Annotated in this window: 13 protein-coding genes; 8 read left to right on the top strand and 5 right to left on the bottom strand. The window is 72.2% G+C overall.

Annotated elements, in window-relative coordinates; all coding sequences use genetic code 11:
• Positions 1–68: 68 nt before the first annotated feature.
• On the top strand, positions 69–1,340 hold the full coding sequence (locus tag AOQ37_RS15975) for a hypothetical protein (RefSeq protein ID WP_062645571.1): 1,272 nt from the start codon (positions 69–71) through the stop codon (positions 1,338–1,340).
• A 79-nt stretch (positions 1,341–1,419) separates the two neighbouring features.
• Here AOQ37_RS15975 and AOQ37_RS15970 read toward each other — a convergent pair whose 3' ends face one another.
• On the bottom strand, positions 1,420–2,916 hold the full coding sequence (locus AOQ37_RS15970; RefSeq protein ID WP_062645195.1) for an oligopeptide:H+ symporter: 1,497 nt from the start codon (positions 2,914–2,916) through the stop codon (positions 1,420–1,422).
• A 527-nt stretch (positions 2,917–3,443) separates the two neighbouring features.
• Between AOQ37_RS15970 and AOQ37_RS15965 the strand changes: the two genes are divergently transcribed.
• Together AOQ37_RS15965 and AOQ37_RS15960 are read left to right on the top strand one after the other, a co-directional pair.
• Positions 3,444–4,121 carry a response regulator transcription factor gene (locus tag AOQ37_RS15965; protein ID WP_020128522.1) on the top strand — a complete coding sequence of 226 codons (678 nt, stop codon included), beginning with the start codon at positions 3,444–3,446 and terminating at the stop codon, positions 4,119–4,121.
• Positions 4,122–4,302: 181 nt separating this feature from the next.
• Positions 4,303–5,574, top strand: coding sequence for a sensor histidine kinase (locus AOQ37_RS15960; protein ID WP_062645194.1), 1,272 nt, complete (start codon positions 4,303–4,305; stop codon positions 5,572–5,574).
• A gap of 146 nt (positions 5,575–5,720) precedes the next feature.
• On the opposite strand, the gene AOQ37_RS15955 is transcribed toward AOQ37_RS15960, so the two are convergent.
• Complete coding sequence (locus AOQ37_RS15955) at positions 5,721–6,245, bottom strand: GtrA family protein (RefSeq protein WP_062645193.1); 525 nt, start codon at positions 6,243–6,245, stop codon at positions 5,721–5,723.
• A 219-nt stretch (positions 6,246–6,464) separates the two neighbouring features.
• On the opposite strand from AOQ37_RS15955, the gene AOQ37_RS15950 reads away from it, so the two are divergent.
• The 4 genes from AOQ37_RS15950 (at position 6,465) to AOQ37_RS15935 (ending at position 10,727) form a co-directional block, all read left to right on the top strand.
• Positions 6,465–7,604, top strand: coding sequence for a 5-(carboxyamino)imidazole ribonucleotide synthase (locus AOQ37_RS15950; RefSeq protein WP_234436933.1), 1,140 nt, complete (start codon positions 6,465–6,467; stop codon positions 7,602–7,604).
• Positions 7,601–8,122, top strand: coding sequence for a 5-(carboxyamino)imidazole ribonucleotide mutase (purE, locus tag AOQ37_RS15945; RefSeq protein ID WP_078890207.1), 522 nt, complete (start codon positions 7,601–7,603; stop codon positions 8,120–8,122). Before AOQ37_RS15950 ends, purE begins: the two co-directional genes overlap by 4 nt.
• A gap of 5 nt (positions 8,123–8,127) precedes the next feature.
• On the top strand, positions 8,128–9,306 hold the full coding sequence (locus tag AOQ37_RS15940; RefSeq protein ID WP_062645190.1) for a dipeptidase: 1,179 nt from the start codon (positions 8,128–8,130) through the stop codon (positions 9,304–9,306).
• 227 nt (positions 9,307–9,533) lie between these two features.
• Positions 9,534–10,727 (top strand): dipeptidase, encoded by a 1,194-nt coding sequence (locus AOQ37_RS15935; RefSeq protein WP_062645189.1) that lies wholly within the window; start codon positions 9,534–9,536, stop codon positions 10,725–10,727.
• 141 nt (positions 10,728–10,868) lie between these two features.
• On the opposite strand, the gene AOQ37_RS15930 is transcribed toward AOQ37_RS15935, so the two are convergent.
• Both AOQ37_RS15930 and AOQ37_RS15925 read right to left on the bottom strand, forming a co-directional pair.
• Complete coding sequence (locus AOQ37_RS15930; protein WP_062645188.1) at positions 10,869–11,267, bottom strand: VOC family protein; 399 nt, start codon at positions 11,265–11,267, stop codon at positions 10,869–10,871.
• A gap of 44 nt (positions 11,268–11,311) precedes the next feature.
• A complete protein-coding gene (locus AOQ37_RS15925; protein WP_062645187.1) occupies positions 11,312–11,671 on the bottom strand; it encodes a VOC family protein in 360 nt (119 codons plus the stop codon).
• Between the two features lie 101 nt (positions 11,672–11,772).
• Between AOQ37_RS15925 and AOQ37_RS15920 the strand changes: the two genes are divergently transcribed.
• Positions 11,773–12,312, top strand: coding sequence for a CGNR zinc finger domain-containing protein (locus AOQ37_RS15920; protein WP_062645186.1), 540 nt, complete (start codon positions 11,773–11,775; stop codon positions 12,310–12,312).
• Positions 12,313–12,483: 171 nt separating this feature from the next.
• On the opposite strand, the gene AOQ37_RS15915 is transcribed toward AOQ37_RS15920, so the two are convergent.
• Complete coding sequence (locus tag AOQ37_RS15915) at positions 12,484–13,827, bottom strand: UDP-glucose dehydrogenase family protein (RefSeq protein WP_062645185.1); 1,344 nt, start codon at positions 13,825–13,827, stop codon at positions 12,484–12,486.
• Positions 13,828–13,858 lie beyond the last annotated feature (31 nt).

The following is a 13,858-nucleotide window of genomic DNA, read 5'->3' as shown; positions in this document are numbered from 1 at the left end:
GTGAGAGAGCCGTACCACCCGACCGCGCGCCCGCGCGCAAGAGAGCGGCAGCGGCGGGCGCCGCCGTCCTGCTGACCGGGGCGGCCGTCCTGCTGGGCGTGAGCGCCGGGCAGGCCCAGGCCGCCGAGGTGGCCTACGCCACCAAGTGCGTTCCGCCCTCGGGCATCGGTCTGCCCGACGTCAACGGCACCACCAGGGTCGAGATCACCGCGCCGGCGACGGCGAGGGTCGGCGACACCGTCGACGTCGTCTGGAAGTTCACCCAGGCCGCGTCGAAGAACCCCGACATCATCGACCTGCCCGCGAACTCGGTCCAGCCGTCCGGCACCCTCAAGGCGGCCGGCGCGCAGACCGGCGACATCGCGATGCAGGGGCCGCGCGAGAACCCGGCGATCCCCAAGGGCGGCGCGATGACGCTGTCCGACATGAAGGGCACGCTGAAGCTGACGGCGGCCGGACAGGTGACGCTGACCCCGGACGCCTACGTCGTCAACGCGCTGTCGACGGACACCAAGTGCGCGCCTACGGAGGCCGTCCGTCCGTCGGCGACCATCACGGTGACGGCGGGGGAGGGGAGTTCGGGTTCCGGTTCGGGATCGGCCTCGCCCAGTACGTCCTCCGACCCCTCGCAGAGCCAGAGCCCGTCACCCTCGGCGAGCGGGTCCGGCACACCCAGTACCTCCCCTTCGGCGTCCGAGACCGGCGGTGACGGCGGCCGGACCGACTTCACCGGCAAGGTCGTCGACATCCCCTACACCTGTCAGTCGCCGATCGGCGAGAAGCGGGCGACCTCGCCGATCCAGATCAACGCCAAGAAGAACGGCGGGAGTTACGACCTCACCGTGCAGTTCAAGAAGTCGGTCATGGACAGCCCGATCGACATCCCGGCCGGCAAGGTGAAGCCGACCATGCAGATCGTGCTGGGCGGTGCGGACGAGGGCTCGGTGACGGTGGAGGGCCCCCTGAACTCCGCGCCGATCCCGCAGAACGAACCGATCGAGATCCCGGACCTCACCGGTGTCTACAAGCCCGGTGCGACCGGTGAGTCCACGCTCTCCCCGGGCGTCCTCGTCATCGAGGCCATGGGCACGACCACCACCTGCACCCCGGACAGCACGGCGGTCTCGCTGACCCTGGACACCGCGGAGCAGGCGAGCGGCGCGTCCGGCGGAAGCGGCTCCTCGTCGTCCTCGGGCGGTTCCTCGTCGAGCGGCGGCGGCCTCGCGGAGACGGGCTCCGGCGACCACGGCACCTTGAAGGCGCTGGGCCTGGTGGCGGGCACGGCGGTGCTGCTGGGCGGCGCGGTGTTCACGTTCATGCCCAGGAGAAGGGCGAGCTGAGCCGGGCGTGGCGCGACGCCGGAGGGCCGCCGTACCCACGCGGGTACGGCGGCCCTCCGGCGTCGCGAGGGAGCGGACGTCAGTGGACGTCGCCCATGAGGGTCTTGACCTTCTTGCGGTACATCCACACCGCCACACCGGCGATGACGGCGAGCACCGCCTCCAGGGCGACTATGCCCGTCTTGTTGAGGTCGACGCCGGCGATGGACAGCAGGCCGGTCGTGGCGTCACCGGCGGTGACGGCCAGGAACCAGACGCCCATCATCTGCGAGGCGTACTTCGCGGGAGCCATCTTCGTGGTGACCGACAGGCCGACCGGGGAGAGGGTCAGCTCGCCGACGGTCTGCACGAAGTAGATCGCCGCCAGCCACAGCGCGGCCGCCTTGTGACCGCCCTCGGCGATCGCCAGCGGGGCCAGGAAGAGGAAGAAGGACGCGCCGACCAGGACCAGGCCCATCGCGAACTTCGTCGCGGTGCTCGGCTCCTTGCCGCGCCGGGCCAGGGCCAGCCAGGCCCAGGCGAAGAGCGGGGCCAGGGCCATGATCAGGACCGGGTTGACCGACTGGTACCAGGAGACCGGGAACTCCCAGCCGAGGACGCTGTTCTTCGCCGAGGACTCGGCGAACAGGGACAGCGTCGAGCCGCCCTGGTCGTAGATCATCCAGAACACGGCCGCGGCGACGAAGAACCAGATGTACGCGGTCAGCTTGGACTGCTCGGCGCGGTCCAGCTCCTTGTCGCGCTTCATCCGGGCGATGACGAGGACCGGGATGACCAGGCCGGCGACGGTGATCGGGACCAGCAGCCAGTTCAGCGTGTAGACGCCGGAGACGCCGACGACGGCGTAGAAGACGATCGCGACGGCCGCCCAGAACGCGGCCTTGCGCAGGGTGGCGGCCTTCTCCTGTGCGGACAGCGGCGTGGGGACGATGTCCGAACGGGAGCTCAGGTGACGGCTGCCGAGCAGGAACTGGGCGAGGCCCAGACCCATGCCGAGCGCCGCCAGCGCGAAGCCCAGGTGCCAGTTGACGTTCTCACCGATGGTGCCGATGATCAGCGGCGCGGCGAACGCGCCCAGGTTGATGCCGATGTAGAACAGCGTGAAGCCACCGTCACGGCGCGGGTCGTCGGGCCCGTCGTAGAGGTGGCCGACCATCGTCGAGATGTTGGCCTTGAGCAGACCGGAGCCGATGGCGACCAGGCCGAGACCGCCGTAGAAGGTGCCGGCGTTCGGCAGCGCGAGGGTCAGATGGCCGAGCATGATGATCGCGCCGGCGACGGCGACGGTCTTGCGGGGGCCGAGCACACGGTCCGCGAACCAGCCGCCGGGCAGGGCGAGCAGGTACACGAGCGACAGATAGACCGAGTAGATCGCGGTCGCGGTCGCCGCGCTGAGGTGCAGGCCGCCGGGGGCGACCAGGTACAGCGGGAGCAGGGCCCTCATGCCGTAGTAGGAGAACCTCTCCCACATCTCGGTCATGAAGAGAGTGGCCAGTCCGCGGGGGTGGCCGAAGAAGGTCTTCCCGGAGCCGGGTGTGCCCGGGCGGACCGAGTCCTTCGTCAGGCTGGACGCCATGTCGTTCCTTGCTGCTCGGGACGCGCGCCGCAGTGGAGCCTTGCGCGCCCGGTGGGGGGCGGCCGGCACCGGCGGACCGCGGCGTCCACCCCCACGCCCCGGGGGAGTCCGCTCCGGGTCTCGGAGCGGCGGACGGCGACCACCGGGATCCACGCCCCCTCGATGCGGGGGCCCGGCCACAGGTCATTCCTTTGGAGGCCGGCGGGGACCGGCCCGCACACAAAGGAGACCCTCGACGTCGAGCCGACCGCCGAAGGTCCATGCGTGCTACAGGCGTTACCTCACCATACGGCAGCACAACGCCTGATATGGAAGGACTTGAGACACGGATCACAGGTGATCAAGGAACCGTGGGAGGGGTTTCGAAGGTCTCCCCCAGGATGCCATCCACCGACCGTAGGTCCGTACCAAGATCGAGGAAGGGAGGGCCGGTCGCCCGGCATGCCGTCTGTCCGGCATGTCCGTGAGTAAGAAACAGCCGCGCGATCACACTTCGGCCGCCGCCCGGCGCGGACTACCATCAGCTCATGACCCGTGTACTGCTCGCCGAGGACGACGCGTCCATCTCGGAGCCGCTGGCCCGCGCCCTGCGCCGGGAAGGTTACGAGGTCGAGGTGCGTGAGGACGGCCCCACCGCGCTCGACGCCGGAATGCAGGGCGGCGTCGACCTGGTCGTGCTCGACCTCGGGCTGCCCGGCATGGACGGTCTGGAGGTGGCCCGCCGGCTGCGTTCCGAGGGCCACGCCATCCCGATCCTCATCCTGACCGCGCGCGCCGACGAGGTGGACACCGTCGTCGGTCTGGACGCGGGCGCCGACGACTACGTCACCAAGCCCTTCCGGCTGGCCGAGCTGCTGGCCCGGGTCCGGGCCCTGCTGCGGCGCGGCGCCTCCGAGCCCCAGCAGCCGCCCGCCACGCACGGCGTCCGCATCGACGTCGAGTCGCACCGCGCCTGGATGGGCGAGGAGGAACTCCAGCTCACGGCAAAGGAGTTCGACCTGCTGCGGGTCCTCGTCCGGGACGCGGGCCGGGTCGTCACCCGTGACCAGCTGATGCGCGAGGTCTGGGACACCACGTGGTGGTCGTCGACCAAGACCCTCGACATGCACATCTCGTGGCTGCGCAAGAAGCTCGGCGACGACGCGGCGAATCCGCGCTACATCGCCACCGTGCGGGGTGTCGGGTTCCGCTTCGAGAAGAGTTGACGCTCACGCCGCCGCGGGCTCGGCCGGTGACGCGCGCTGCGTCGTCGGCCGCCGGCCGTGGGGCTTCTCGCGCAGTTCCCCGCGCCCCCAAGGGGTTGCCCCGACCCGTCTCGTAGAAGCGCCCGCCTCCGTGCGGGGGATGCCCGGATCGGGGTTCTGAAGTCACCGCTCGGAGGGTGTCGTGCGTCGCCGTCTCATCCAGTCCACGCTCGCCGTCGTGCTCGTGGTCATCGCCGTGTTCGGGGTGTCGCTCGTCATCGTCGAGACCCGCACCATCAGCAACAGCGCCCAGGAACGGGTGGACTCCGAGGCGCTGCGGCTGGCCAGCATCGTGGACAGCCGCCTGGTGGGCTCGGAGGACGTCACCGCCGAGATACTGCGCGACCAGGTCACGCAGGACCGCTACGCCGAGATCCGGATCCCCGGCCGGACGGCCATCCAGGTCGGCAGCAAGCCCCAGGGCGATGTGATCAGGGCGACGGCGCGGGGCGAGGAGGGTGAGACCGTCCTGGTCCAGGAGCCGCGCTCCACGGTCACCCGGGAGGTCGGCCGCACGCTGCTGATCATCGCCCTGGTGGCGCTGCTCGCGGTGATCGCCGCGGTGCTGCTGGCCATCCGGCAGGCCAACCGGCTCGCCTCCCCCCTGACCGACCTCGCGGAGACGGCGGAGCGGCTGGGCTCGGGCGACCCGCGGCCCCGGCACAAGCGGTACGCCGTCCCCGAGCTGGACCGGGTCGCCGACGTCCTCGACGCCTCCGCCGAGCGCATCGCCCGCATGCTGACCGCCGAGCGCCGTCTCGCGGCCGACGCCTCCCACCAGCTGCGCACGCCGCTGACGGCGCTGTCCATGCGCCTGGAGGAGATCACCCTCACCGACGATCCGGACACCGTGAAGGAGGAGGCGACGATCGCCCTGACGCAGGTGGAGCGCCTGACGGACGTGGTCGAACGCCTCCTGACCAACGCCCGGGACCCCCGCACCGGCTCGGCGGTCACCTTCGACCTCGACGAGGTCATCCAGCAGCAGCTCGAGGAATGGCGTCCCGCCTACCGCGGCGTGGGCCGGGCCATCGTCAGTTCCGGCAAGCGCCATCTGCGGGCGGTGGGCACGCCCGGCGCCGTAGCCCAGGTGCTGGCCGCCCTGATCGAGAACTCCCTCATGCACGGCGGCGGCACGGTGGCGCTGCGCACCCGGGTCACCGGCAACCAGTCCGTGGTCGAGGTCACCGACGAGGGTCCCGGCGTGCCCGCCGACCTGGGCGCCCGTATCTTCGAGCGGGCCATCAGCGGCCGCAACTCCACGGGCATCGGCCTGGCGGTGGCGCGCGACCTGGCGGAGGCCGACGGCGGCCGGCTGGAGATGCTCCAGGCCCAGCCCCCGGTCTTCGGGCTGTTCCTGTCCCGCACGGCTCCGCCGAAGCGAGCGGAGGACGGCGAGGCGACGGTCCGATAGGGCCCGTGGGCCGACCCGGGCGGGTGCCCGGCCCGCCGACCCGGGCAGGGGCCGTCGGCAGACTCGGACGGAGGCCGTCAGCAGACCTGGACGGAGGCCGTCGGCCGACCGGGGCGGGGGCCGTCGACCGACCTTGACGGGGGCCGTCAGCCGACCCGGGTGCCGGCCCTCGGCTCGGGCTTGCGGGACTGCTCGGTCACCGTCAGGAAGGACTCGGGGCCGGCCACGGCGGCCACGGCCTCCTGCGTCGGCAGGGCCCGGAAGACCCACGTCCGGTACGACCAGAACCGGAACAGCGTCGCGATCCCGATGCCGACGAACTTGAACACGTTGCTCTGGAGCGGGCTGTCCCAGCCGAACCCGTACGTCGCGGCGAACAGCAGGCCGTTCTCGATCACCAGTCCCACCGCGCTGAACAGCAGGAAAAGCGTCATTTCCTTCGTCCGCCCGCTCTTGTCGCGGTCACGGTAGGTGAAGTAGCGGAACCCCACGTAGTTGAAGGCGATGGCCACCACCGTGGCTATGACGCTGGCCCGCACGACCTGGAGGTCGGTGAGATGCCGGACCAGGTTGAAGACCCCGAGGTTGACCAGCAACCCCGCGCCGCCCACGGCCCCGAACTTCGCGAGCTCGCGGACGACCCTCCTCAGCCCCGAGGAACCATGCGCCATGGTCGTACAGGCCCCCGTCCGGGTTCGGTTTCGTCAACCCAGCCATGCTAACCACCACTCTTGTCCGTTTCCTGTGGTCCGGCTCACGGGCCCGTGACCAGCGGGGAAGAAGCGGGAAAACGGACGGTATGAGACGGGGAAGGTCCCGGTAAGAGGCACGGAATTCGGCCTCGGTGGCGTGGCCGATACCCTGGGGGCGTGACGTTCCCGGTAGTCGGCATGGTCGGCGGGGGCCAGCTCGCTCGTATGACACACGAGGCGGGCATCCCGCTCGGCATCAGATTCAAGCTCCTCAGTGACACCCCACTGGATTCCGCGGCGCAGGTCGTGAGCGATGTCGTCATCGGCGACTATCGCGATCTCGACACGCTCCGCGAGTTCGCGCGCGGGTGCGATGTGATCACCTTCGATCACGAACACGTACCCACCGAGCACCTCAGGGCGCTGGAGGCGGACGGCATCCCCGTCCGCCCGGGCCCCGACGCGCTGGTGCACGCCCAGGACAAGGGGGTGATGCGCGCGCGGCTGGACGCGATCGGCGTCCCGTGCCCCCGGCACCGGATCGTGACCGACCCGGCGGACGTCGCCGCGTTCGCCGCCGAGGGCCTGCCCGAAGGCGCGCCGGGCGACGGCTTCCCGGTGGTCCTCAAGACCGTCCGCGGCGGTTACGACGGCAAGGGCGTGTGGGTCGTCGACTCGGCCGAGGAGGCGGCGGAACCCTTCCGTGCCGGCGTCCCCGTCCTGGCCGAGGAGAAGGTCGACTACGTCCGCGAGCTCGCCGCCAACGTCGTGCGCTCCCCGCACGGGCAGGCGGTCGCCTACCCGGTGGTCGAGTCGCAGCAGGTCGGCGGCGTCTGCGACACGGTGATCGCCCCCGCGCCCGGCCTGGACGGGGCCCTCGCCCTGCGGGCCGAGGAGCTGGCCCTGCGCATCGCCAAGGAACTGGGCGTGGTCGGCCACCTCGCGGTGGAGCTCTTCGAGACCCGCGACGGCCGCATCCTGGTCAACGAACTGGCGATGCGCCCGCACAACTCGGGCCACTGGTCGATGGACGGCGCGATCACCTCGCAGTTCGCCAACCACGTCCGTGCCGTCCTCGACCTCCCGCTCGGCGACCCGCGCCCGCGGGCGAAGTGGACGGTCATGGTCAACGTCCTCGGCGGCGACTACCCCGACATGTACTCCGCGTACCTGCACTGCATGGCCCGCGACCCCCAGCTGAAGATCCACATGTACGGCAAGGACGTGAAGCCCGGCCGCAAGGTCGGCCACGTCAACACCTACGGCGACGACCTGGACGACGTCCTCGAACGCGCGCGTCACGCAGCCGGTTACCTGAGAGGCACGATCACCGAATGAGCCCAGTCGTAGGCATCGTCATGGGGTCGGACAGCGACTGGCCCGTCATGGAGGCCGCCGCCCAGGCCCTCGACGAGTTCGAGATCGCGTACGAGGTCGACGTCGTCTCAGCGCACCGCATGCCGCGCGAGATGGTCGCGTACGGCGAGCAGGCGGACGGGCGCGGGCTCAAGGTGATCATCGCGGGGGCCGGTGGCGCCGCCCACCTCCCCGGCATGCTCGCCTCCGTCACCCCGCTGCCGGTCATCGGCGTACCCGTGCCGCTGAAGTACCTGGACGGCATGGACAGCCTGCTGTCGATCGTGCAGATGCCGGCCGGTGTCCCGGTCGCCACGGTCTCCGTGGGCGGCGCCCGCAACGCCGGTCTGCTGGCCGCCCGCATCCTCGCCACCCAGGACGAGGAGGTGCTCGCCCGCATGCGCGACTTCCAGCAGGAGCTGAACGACCAGGCCACCGAGAAGGGCAAGCGCCTGCGCGCCAAGGTCGAGGGCTCGAACGGCTTCGGTTTCGGAAAGTGACGCAGATGACCTCACTGGACGCGGCCCGCGAGCTCCTGCGCGAGTTCCCCGTCGTCGACGGCCACAACGACCTGCCCTGGGCGCTGCGCGAACAGGTCCGCTACGACCTCGACGCCCGCGACATCGCCGGCCACCAGCGCGCCCACCTGCACACCGACATCCCGCGGCTGCGCGCGGGCGGTGTCGGCGCGCAGTACTGGTCGGTCTACGTGCGCGCGGACCTGCCCGACGCGGTCCCCGCGACGCTGGAGCAGATCGACTGCGTGCGGCGGCTCATCGCCCGCCACCCGGGAGATCTGCGCGCCGCGCTGACGGCCGCGGACATGGAGGCGGCGCGCGCGCAGGGCCGTATCGCCTCGCTCATGGGGGCGGAGGGCGGCCACTCGATCGCCAACTCGCTCGGCACCCTGCGCGGCCTGTACGCGCTCGGCGTGCGCTACATGACGCTCACCCACAACGACAACGTGGACTGGGCGGACTCCGCGACCGACGAACCCAAGGCCGGCGGCCTGACCGCGTTCGGCCGCGAGGTCGTGCGCGAGATGAACCGCGAGGGCATGCTGGTCGACCTCTCGCACGTGGCGGCGACGACGATGCGCGACGCGCTCGACGCGACGGCCGCGCCGGTGATCTTCTCGCACTCCTCCGCGCGAGCGGTGTGCGACCACCCGCGCAACATCCCGGACGACGTCCTCGAACGCCTCCCCGCCAACGGCGGCATGGCGATGGTGACCTTCGTGCCGAAGTTCGTCCTCCAGGCGGCGGTCGACTGGACGGCCGCCGCGGACGACAACATGCGCGCCCACGGCTTCCACCACCTCGCCACCACGGCCGAGGCGATGAAGGTCCACCGGGCCTTCGAGGAGACGAACCCGCGCCCGGTCGCCACCGTCGCCACGGTCGCCGACCACCTCGACCACATGCGCGAGGTGGCCGGCATCGACCACCTCGGCATCGGCGGCGACTACGACGGCACCGCCTTCACCCCCGACGGCCTCGACGACGTCTCCGGCTACCCCAACCTGATCGCGGAGCTCCTCGACCGCGGCTGGTCCCGGCCGGACCTCGCCAAGCTGACCTGGCAGAACGCGGTGCGCGTGCTCGGCGCCGCGGAGGACGTGGCCCGCGGCCTCCAGGCCACCCGGCCCGCCTCCCACGCGACGATCGAGTCGCTGGACGGCTGACCCGGCCCGCGGGGCAGGGGCCGGGCGGGGCGGTGCGGAGCGGCCCGGGGGGCGTACCGGCCGTCCGCCCGCCTCCGTCCGCCCGCCTCCGTCCGCCTGGCTCCGTCCGGCAGGTCCCCCAGGCCGGTCCCCCCTCCGGCAGGTCCCCCGAACGCCCCGTCCACCAGGAAGCCGGGCGTCCCGCGTGCGACGGTGACCGTACTGCTGATCGACGTACGGAGACCGCCATGGCCGACCTCCATGACGAGCCGCGCACCCTCCCCGAGGTCGGTGAGCTCGACGACGAGGCGCAGGCGGCGTCGTTCGGCCCGTGGGCGCCGCTCACGGCCGAGGAGGCCACCGAGGCCACCGAGGCCACCGGGGCAGGCGAGACGGCCCGCGAGGCCGGCCGGCCGGCCCAGGAGCCCGGGAGCACCCCGCTGGAGCGGGCCCGCGCCCTGCTCGCCGCGCACCCCGTCGCCGACGGCTACAGCGCACTGCCCTCGGCGCTGCGGCAGCTGCCCTGGTACGACCTCCAGCACGGCGAGAGCGCCGTCGACACGGACGTCCCCCGGCTGCGCCGGGGCAATGTCGGCGCGCTGCTGTGGTCGCTGCACCTGCCCGAGGGCCTGACCGCCGACCGGGCCGTCGGGGCCACCCTGGAGCAGCTGGACCTCGCCCGGTCGGTGATCGCCGCGCATCCCGAGGGGCTGCGGCTGGCCCGCAGCGCCGGGCAGATCATCGACGCCCACCACTGCGGCCGCGTCGCCGTGGTCCTGGGCCCGGCCACCGCCGCCGCGCTCGACGACTCCCTGGGCGTCCTGCGTGTGCTGCGCTCCCTCGGGGTGCGCGTCCTCACCCTCTCCGGTACCTCCTGGGCGGGCGGCGACGCGGGGCTGACCCGGTTCGGCGAGGAGGTCGTGCGCGAGATGAACCGGATCGGGGTGCTCGCCGACCTCTCCGGCGCCGGTGACCTCACCGTCGGTCGCGTCCTCACCCTCTCCAGGACACCGGTCCTGTGCACCCGCTCCGCCGCCCGCGCGCTGCGCCCGCACCCCGCGAACCTGTCCGACGAACTGCTCGCCGGGCTGGGAGCGGCCAAGGGTCTCTGCCTGGTGCCGCTGACCGCCGAGCAGACCGGCCCCGGCCTGCGGGACGTCGCCGACCACCTCGACCACGTCCGCGCGATCGCCGGACCGGACTGCGTCGGGCTGTCCGGCACCTACGACTCCGGCGTCGCGCACCCGCAGGGCCTCGCCGACGCGTCCGGCTATCCGCACCTGATCGCCGAGCTGCTCCGACGGGGCTGGCCGGAGACCGACATCGCGCTGCTGACCTGGGGCAATGTGCAGCGTGTGCTGCGCACCGCCGACTTCGTGGCCCGCGCGGCCCAGGACCGCGGGGAGCCGCCGACGGCCAGGATCACGGAACTGGACGGATAGCGCGACGGCCGGACAGGACGGGCCCGGACAGGCCGACTGACGAGCAGGGCGGCGGCCGGGGCTGCCGGGCCGCTACGGGCGGGCGCTCACCGGTCTGCCCTCGGAGGCCGCTCGCTCGGGGGCGAGCTCACCGGCGCTCGCTCACGGGTGTTCGATCCGGCACAGGCAGAACGGATGCCCCGCCGGGTCGGCGTACACCTGGAAGTCCTTCTTCTCCCGGTCCTCCAGGTCCAGCGGCCGCGCCCCCAGCGCCAGCACCCGCTCGTGGGCGGCGTCGATCTCCGCCCAGGTGGCGCCGCCGTCGAGGTCGAGGTGGAACTGCTGCGGATTGCGGTCGGCGCGCGGCCACTCCGGCGGGGTGTACCCCTCCACCCGCTGGAACGCGATCCGGGGACCTCCGGGAACGTACAGGACGAACCAGTCCTCCTCGCCGTCCTCGGCCTCGGGCGTGCCGCCCAGGACCGCCGCGTAGAAGTCGGCGAGCGCACGGGGGTCGGGGCAGTCGAGGACGACGGAACGGAAGCGGGCGACGGGCGGCATGCGATCCTCCTGGCTCGGGCGCGGTACGGGGTGTCGTACGGGCTTCAGCAGCTGCACAGGCAGAACGGGTGCCCCGCCGGATCCGCGTACACACGCCAGCCGCGCGAGCGGTCCTCCGCGTCCAGCGGCTTCGCGCCGAGTGCCAGCACGCCCCGCTCGGCGGCGTCGAGGTCGTCGACGTTCAGGTCCAGATGGAACTGCTGCGAGTGCGCCGGCGCGGGCCACGCGGGCGGTACGAACCCGGGCGCGGCCTGGAAGGCCAGCGACTGGCCACCGGGCACCTTCACGTCGACCCACTCTCCTTCGCCCTCGACGGTCCCGCCCAGCACCTCGGCGTAGAAACCGGCCAGCGCGGCGGGGTCGGGACAGTCCAGAACGACGACGCCCAGCGTGGCGAGAGCCATGACTTCCTCCTGGCGATCGGACGAACGGGATGGTTACCCCTAGATCCGGGTAACCAGTAACGGTTACTGCATGCTCCCGCATTGGCGGTAACGTCGCAACCATGAATGACCGATCGGCGGCGCCCGGGGGCCTGGCTCTGGTCGAGTCCCTGGTGAACACGCTGGACCTCGAGTCGGGCGTGGACGCGCTGGACACGGCGGAGGGCCGGGCGCGCTTCGGGCTGCCGGAGAACACCGAGGGCGCCGGGCACGCCGACGACGCATCGGGCGAGCTGGCTGGGGCCCGCGAGCTGCGCGAGTCGCTGCGCGCGGCCCTGCTGGCCCACGCGGGCCATCCGCCGCACCGCGAGGTGACCCCGCTGGGCGAGCTGCTGGCGTCGGCGCCCCTGCTGGTCACGATCGACGAGCGGGACGGCTCCGCCCGCCTCGCTCCGTCCGGCCCCGCGGCCTCGCTGCTGACCCGTACGGCCGCCGCGGTGGCGGAGGCGCTGATCGCGGGCACCTGGAACCGGCTGAAGGCCTGCGAGGCCGCCACCTGCCACTGGGCGTACTACGACCGCAGCCCGGCGGGGCGGGGGCGCTGGTGCTCGATGCAGGTGTGCGGGGCGCGCGCCAAGATGCGCCGGTACCGGGCGAAGTAGTTCACCGGCCGGGGCACGGGCCGGTGGTGCAGAATGCAGCAAGACGCCGGTTCGGCCGACTGAGCCTCGGCCGAACCGGCGTCGCTCCGTGGACCTGTGCCCGCGTCCTACGTGCGGCCGCCCTCGCTCCCGTTGCCGTACCCGTGGCGGTTCCCGCTCCCGCTCCCGCGCTCAGGCGGTCGGACGGCCCATCGCCCGGTACGTCCAGCCGGCCTTGCGCCACAGGACGGGGTCGAGCGCGTTGCGTCCGTCGAGGACCAGCCGGGTCGTCGCGACCTCCCCGAGCTGCGCCGGGTCGAGCTCCCGGAACTCCCGCCACTCGGTCAGGTGCAGTACGGCGTCCGCGCCCCGGACCGCCTCCAGGGCCGAGTCCGCGTACCCGAGCGTCGGGAAGACCCGGCGGGCGTTGGCCATGCCCTTCGGGTCGTACACCGTGACCTGTCCGCCCTGGAGGTGGATCTGCCCGGCGACGTTGAGGGCCGGCGAGTCCCGTACGTCGTCGGAGTCGGGCTTGAAGGTGGCGCCGAGCACGGCGATCCGCTTGCCCAGGAAGGATCCGCCGCCCAGTGCCTGCCGGGCCAGCTCGACCATCTGCCCGCGCTGGCGCATGTTGATGGAGTCGATCTCGCGCAGGAAGGTCAGCGCCTGGTCGGCGCCGAGCTCGCCGGCCCGTGCCATGAAGGCCCGGATGTCCTTGGGCAGGCAGCCGCCGCCGAAACCGATCCCCGCCCGCAGGAACTTCTTCCCGATCCGGTCGTCGTAGCCGATGGCCTCGGCCAGCTTGGCCACATCGCCGTCGGCGGCCTCGCACACCTCGGCCATCGCGTTGATGAAGGAGATCTTGGTGGCCAGGAAGGAGTTCGCGGAGGTCTTCACCAGCTCGGCGGTCGGGAAGTCGGTGACGACGAACGGCGACCCCTCGCCGATCGGCGTCTCGTACACCTGCCGCAGCAGCGCCTCGGCGCGCTCGCTGCGCACCCCGACGACGATGCGGTCCGGGTGCAGGGTGTCCTGGACCGCGAACCCCTCGCGCAGGAACTCCGGGTTCCAGGCGAGCTCGGCGTCCGCGCCGGCGGGCGCGAGCTCGGCGATCGTCCGGGCCAGGCGGTCGGCGGAACCCACCGGCACGGTGGACTTGCCGACGACGAGGGCGGGTCGCGTCAGGTGCGGTGCGAGGGAGCCGATGGCGGACTCGACGTAGGACATGTCGCAGGCGTACTCACCGTGCTTCTGCGGGGTGTTCACGCACACGAAGTGGACATCGCCGAAGGCGCCCACCTCGGCCCAGTCCTGGGTGAAGCGCAGCCGCCCGCTGGACCCCTCGAAGCCGGGGACGTGCCGGCGCAGCAGTTCCTCGAGCCCCGGCTCGTACATCGGGGTCTCGCCGCGCTCCAGCATCTCGATCTTCTCGCGCACGACGTCGAGAGCGAGCACCTCGAAACCCAGCTCGGCCATGGCCGCGGCGTGCGTTGCGCCGAGATAGCCGGTGCCGATCACGGTGATCTTGAGGGCCATGAATGCTCCAGGTGGGGACGGCGTCGCTGCG

This window comes from Streptomyces maremycinicus (assembly GCF_001184025.1).
Classification (GTDB): Bacteria; Actinomycetota; Actinomycetes; order Streptomycetales; family Streptomycetaceae; genus Streptomyces; species Streptomyces maremycinicus.
Note: the sequence above shows the minus strand (reverse complement) of the source record. Positions and strands in the feature narration are given on the sequence as shown.

What these genes read in the sequence shown, in the direction of transcription:
- AOQ37_RS15970 (WP_062645195.1), bottom strand. Translation starts at nt 2,916, where the DNA reads ATGGCGTCCAGCCTGACGAAGGACTCGGTCCGCCCGGGCACACCCGGC.
- AOQ37_RS15965 (WP_020128522.1), top strand. Translation starts at nt 3,444, where the DNA reads ATGACCCGTGTACTGCTCGCCGAGGACGACGCGTCCATCTCGGAGCCG.
- AOQ37_RS15955 (WP_062645193.1), bottom strand. Translation starts at nt 6,245, where the DNA reads ATGGCGCATGGTTCCTCGGGGCTGAGGAGGGTCGTCCGCGAGCTCGCG.
- AOQ37_RS15950 (WP_234436933.1), top strand. Translation starts at nt 6,465, where the DNA reads ATGGTCGGCGGGGGCCAGCTCGCTCGTATGACACACGAGGCGGGCATC.
- purE (WP_078890207.1), top strand. Translation starts at nt 7,601, where the DNA reads ATGAGCCCAGTCGTAGGCATCGTCATGGGGTCGGACAGCGACTGGCCC.
- AOQ37_RS15940 (WP_062645190.1), top strand. Translation starts at nt 8,128, where the DNA reads ATGACCTCACTGGACGCGGCCCGCGAGCTCCTGCGCGAGTTCCCCGTC.
- AOQ37_RS15935 (WP_062645189.1), top strand. Translation starts at nt 9,534, where the DNA reads ATGGCCGACCTCCATGACGAGCCGCGCACCCTCCCCGAGGTCGGTGAG.
- AOQ37_RS15930 (WP_062645188.1), bottom strand. Translation starts at nt 11,267, where the DNA reads ATGCCGCCCGTCGCCCGCTTCCGTTCCGTCGTCCTCGACTGCCCCGAC.
- AOQ37_RS15925 (WP_062645187.1), bottom strand. Translation starts at nt 11,671, where the DNA reads ATGGCTCTCGCCACGCTGGGCGTCGTCGTTCTGGACTGTCCCGACCCC.
- AOQ37_RS15920 (WP_062645186.1), top strand. Translation starts at nt 11,773, where the DNA reads ATGAATGACCGATCGGCGGCGCCCGGGGGCCTGGCTCTGGTCGAGTCC.
- AOQ37_RS15915 (WP_062645185.1), bottom strand. Translation starts at nt 13,827, where the DNA reads ATGGCCCTCAAGATCACCGTGATCGGCACCGGCTATCTCGGCGCAACG.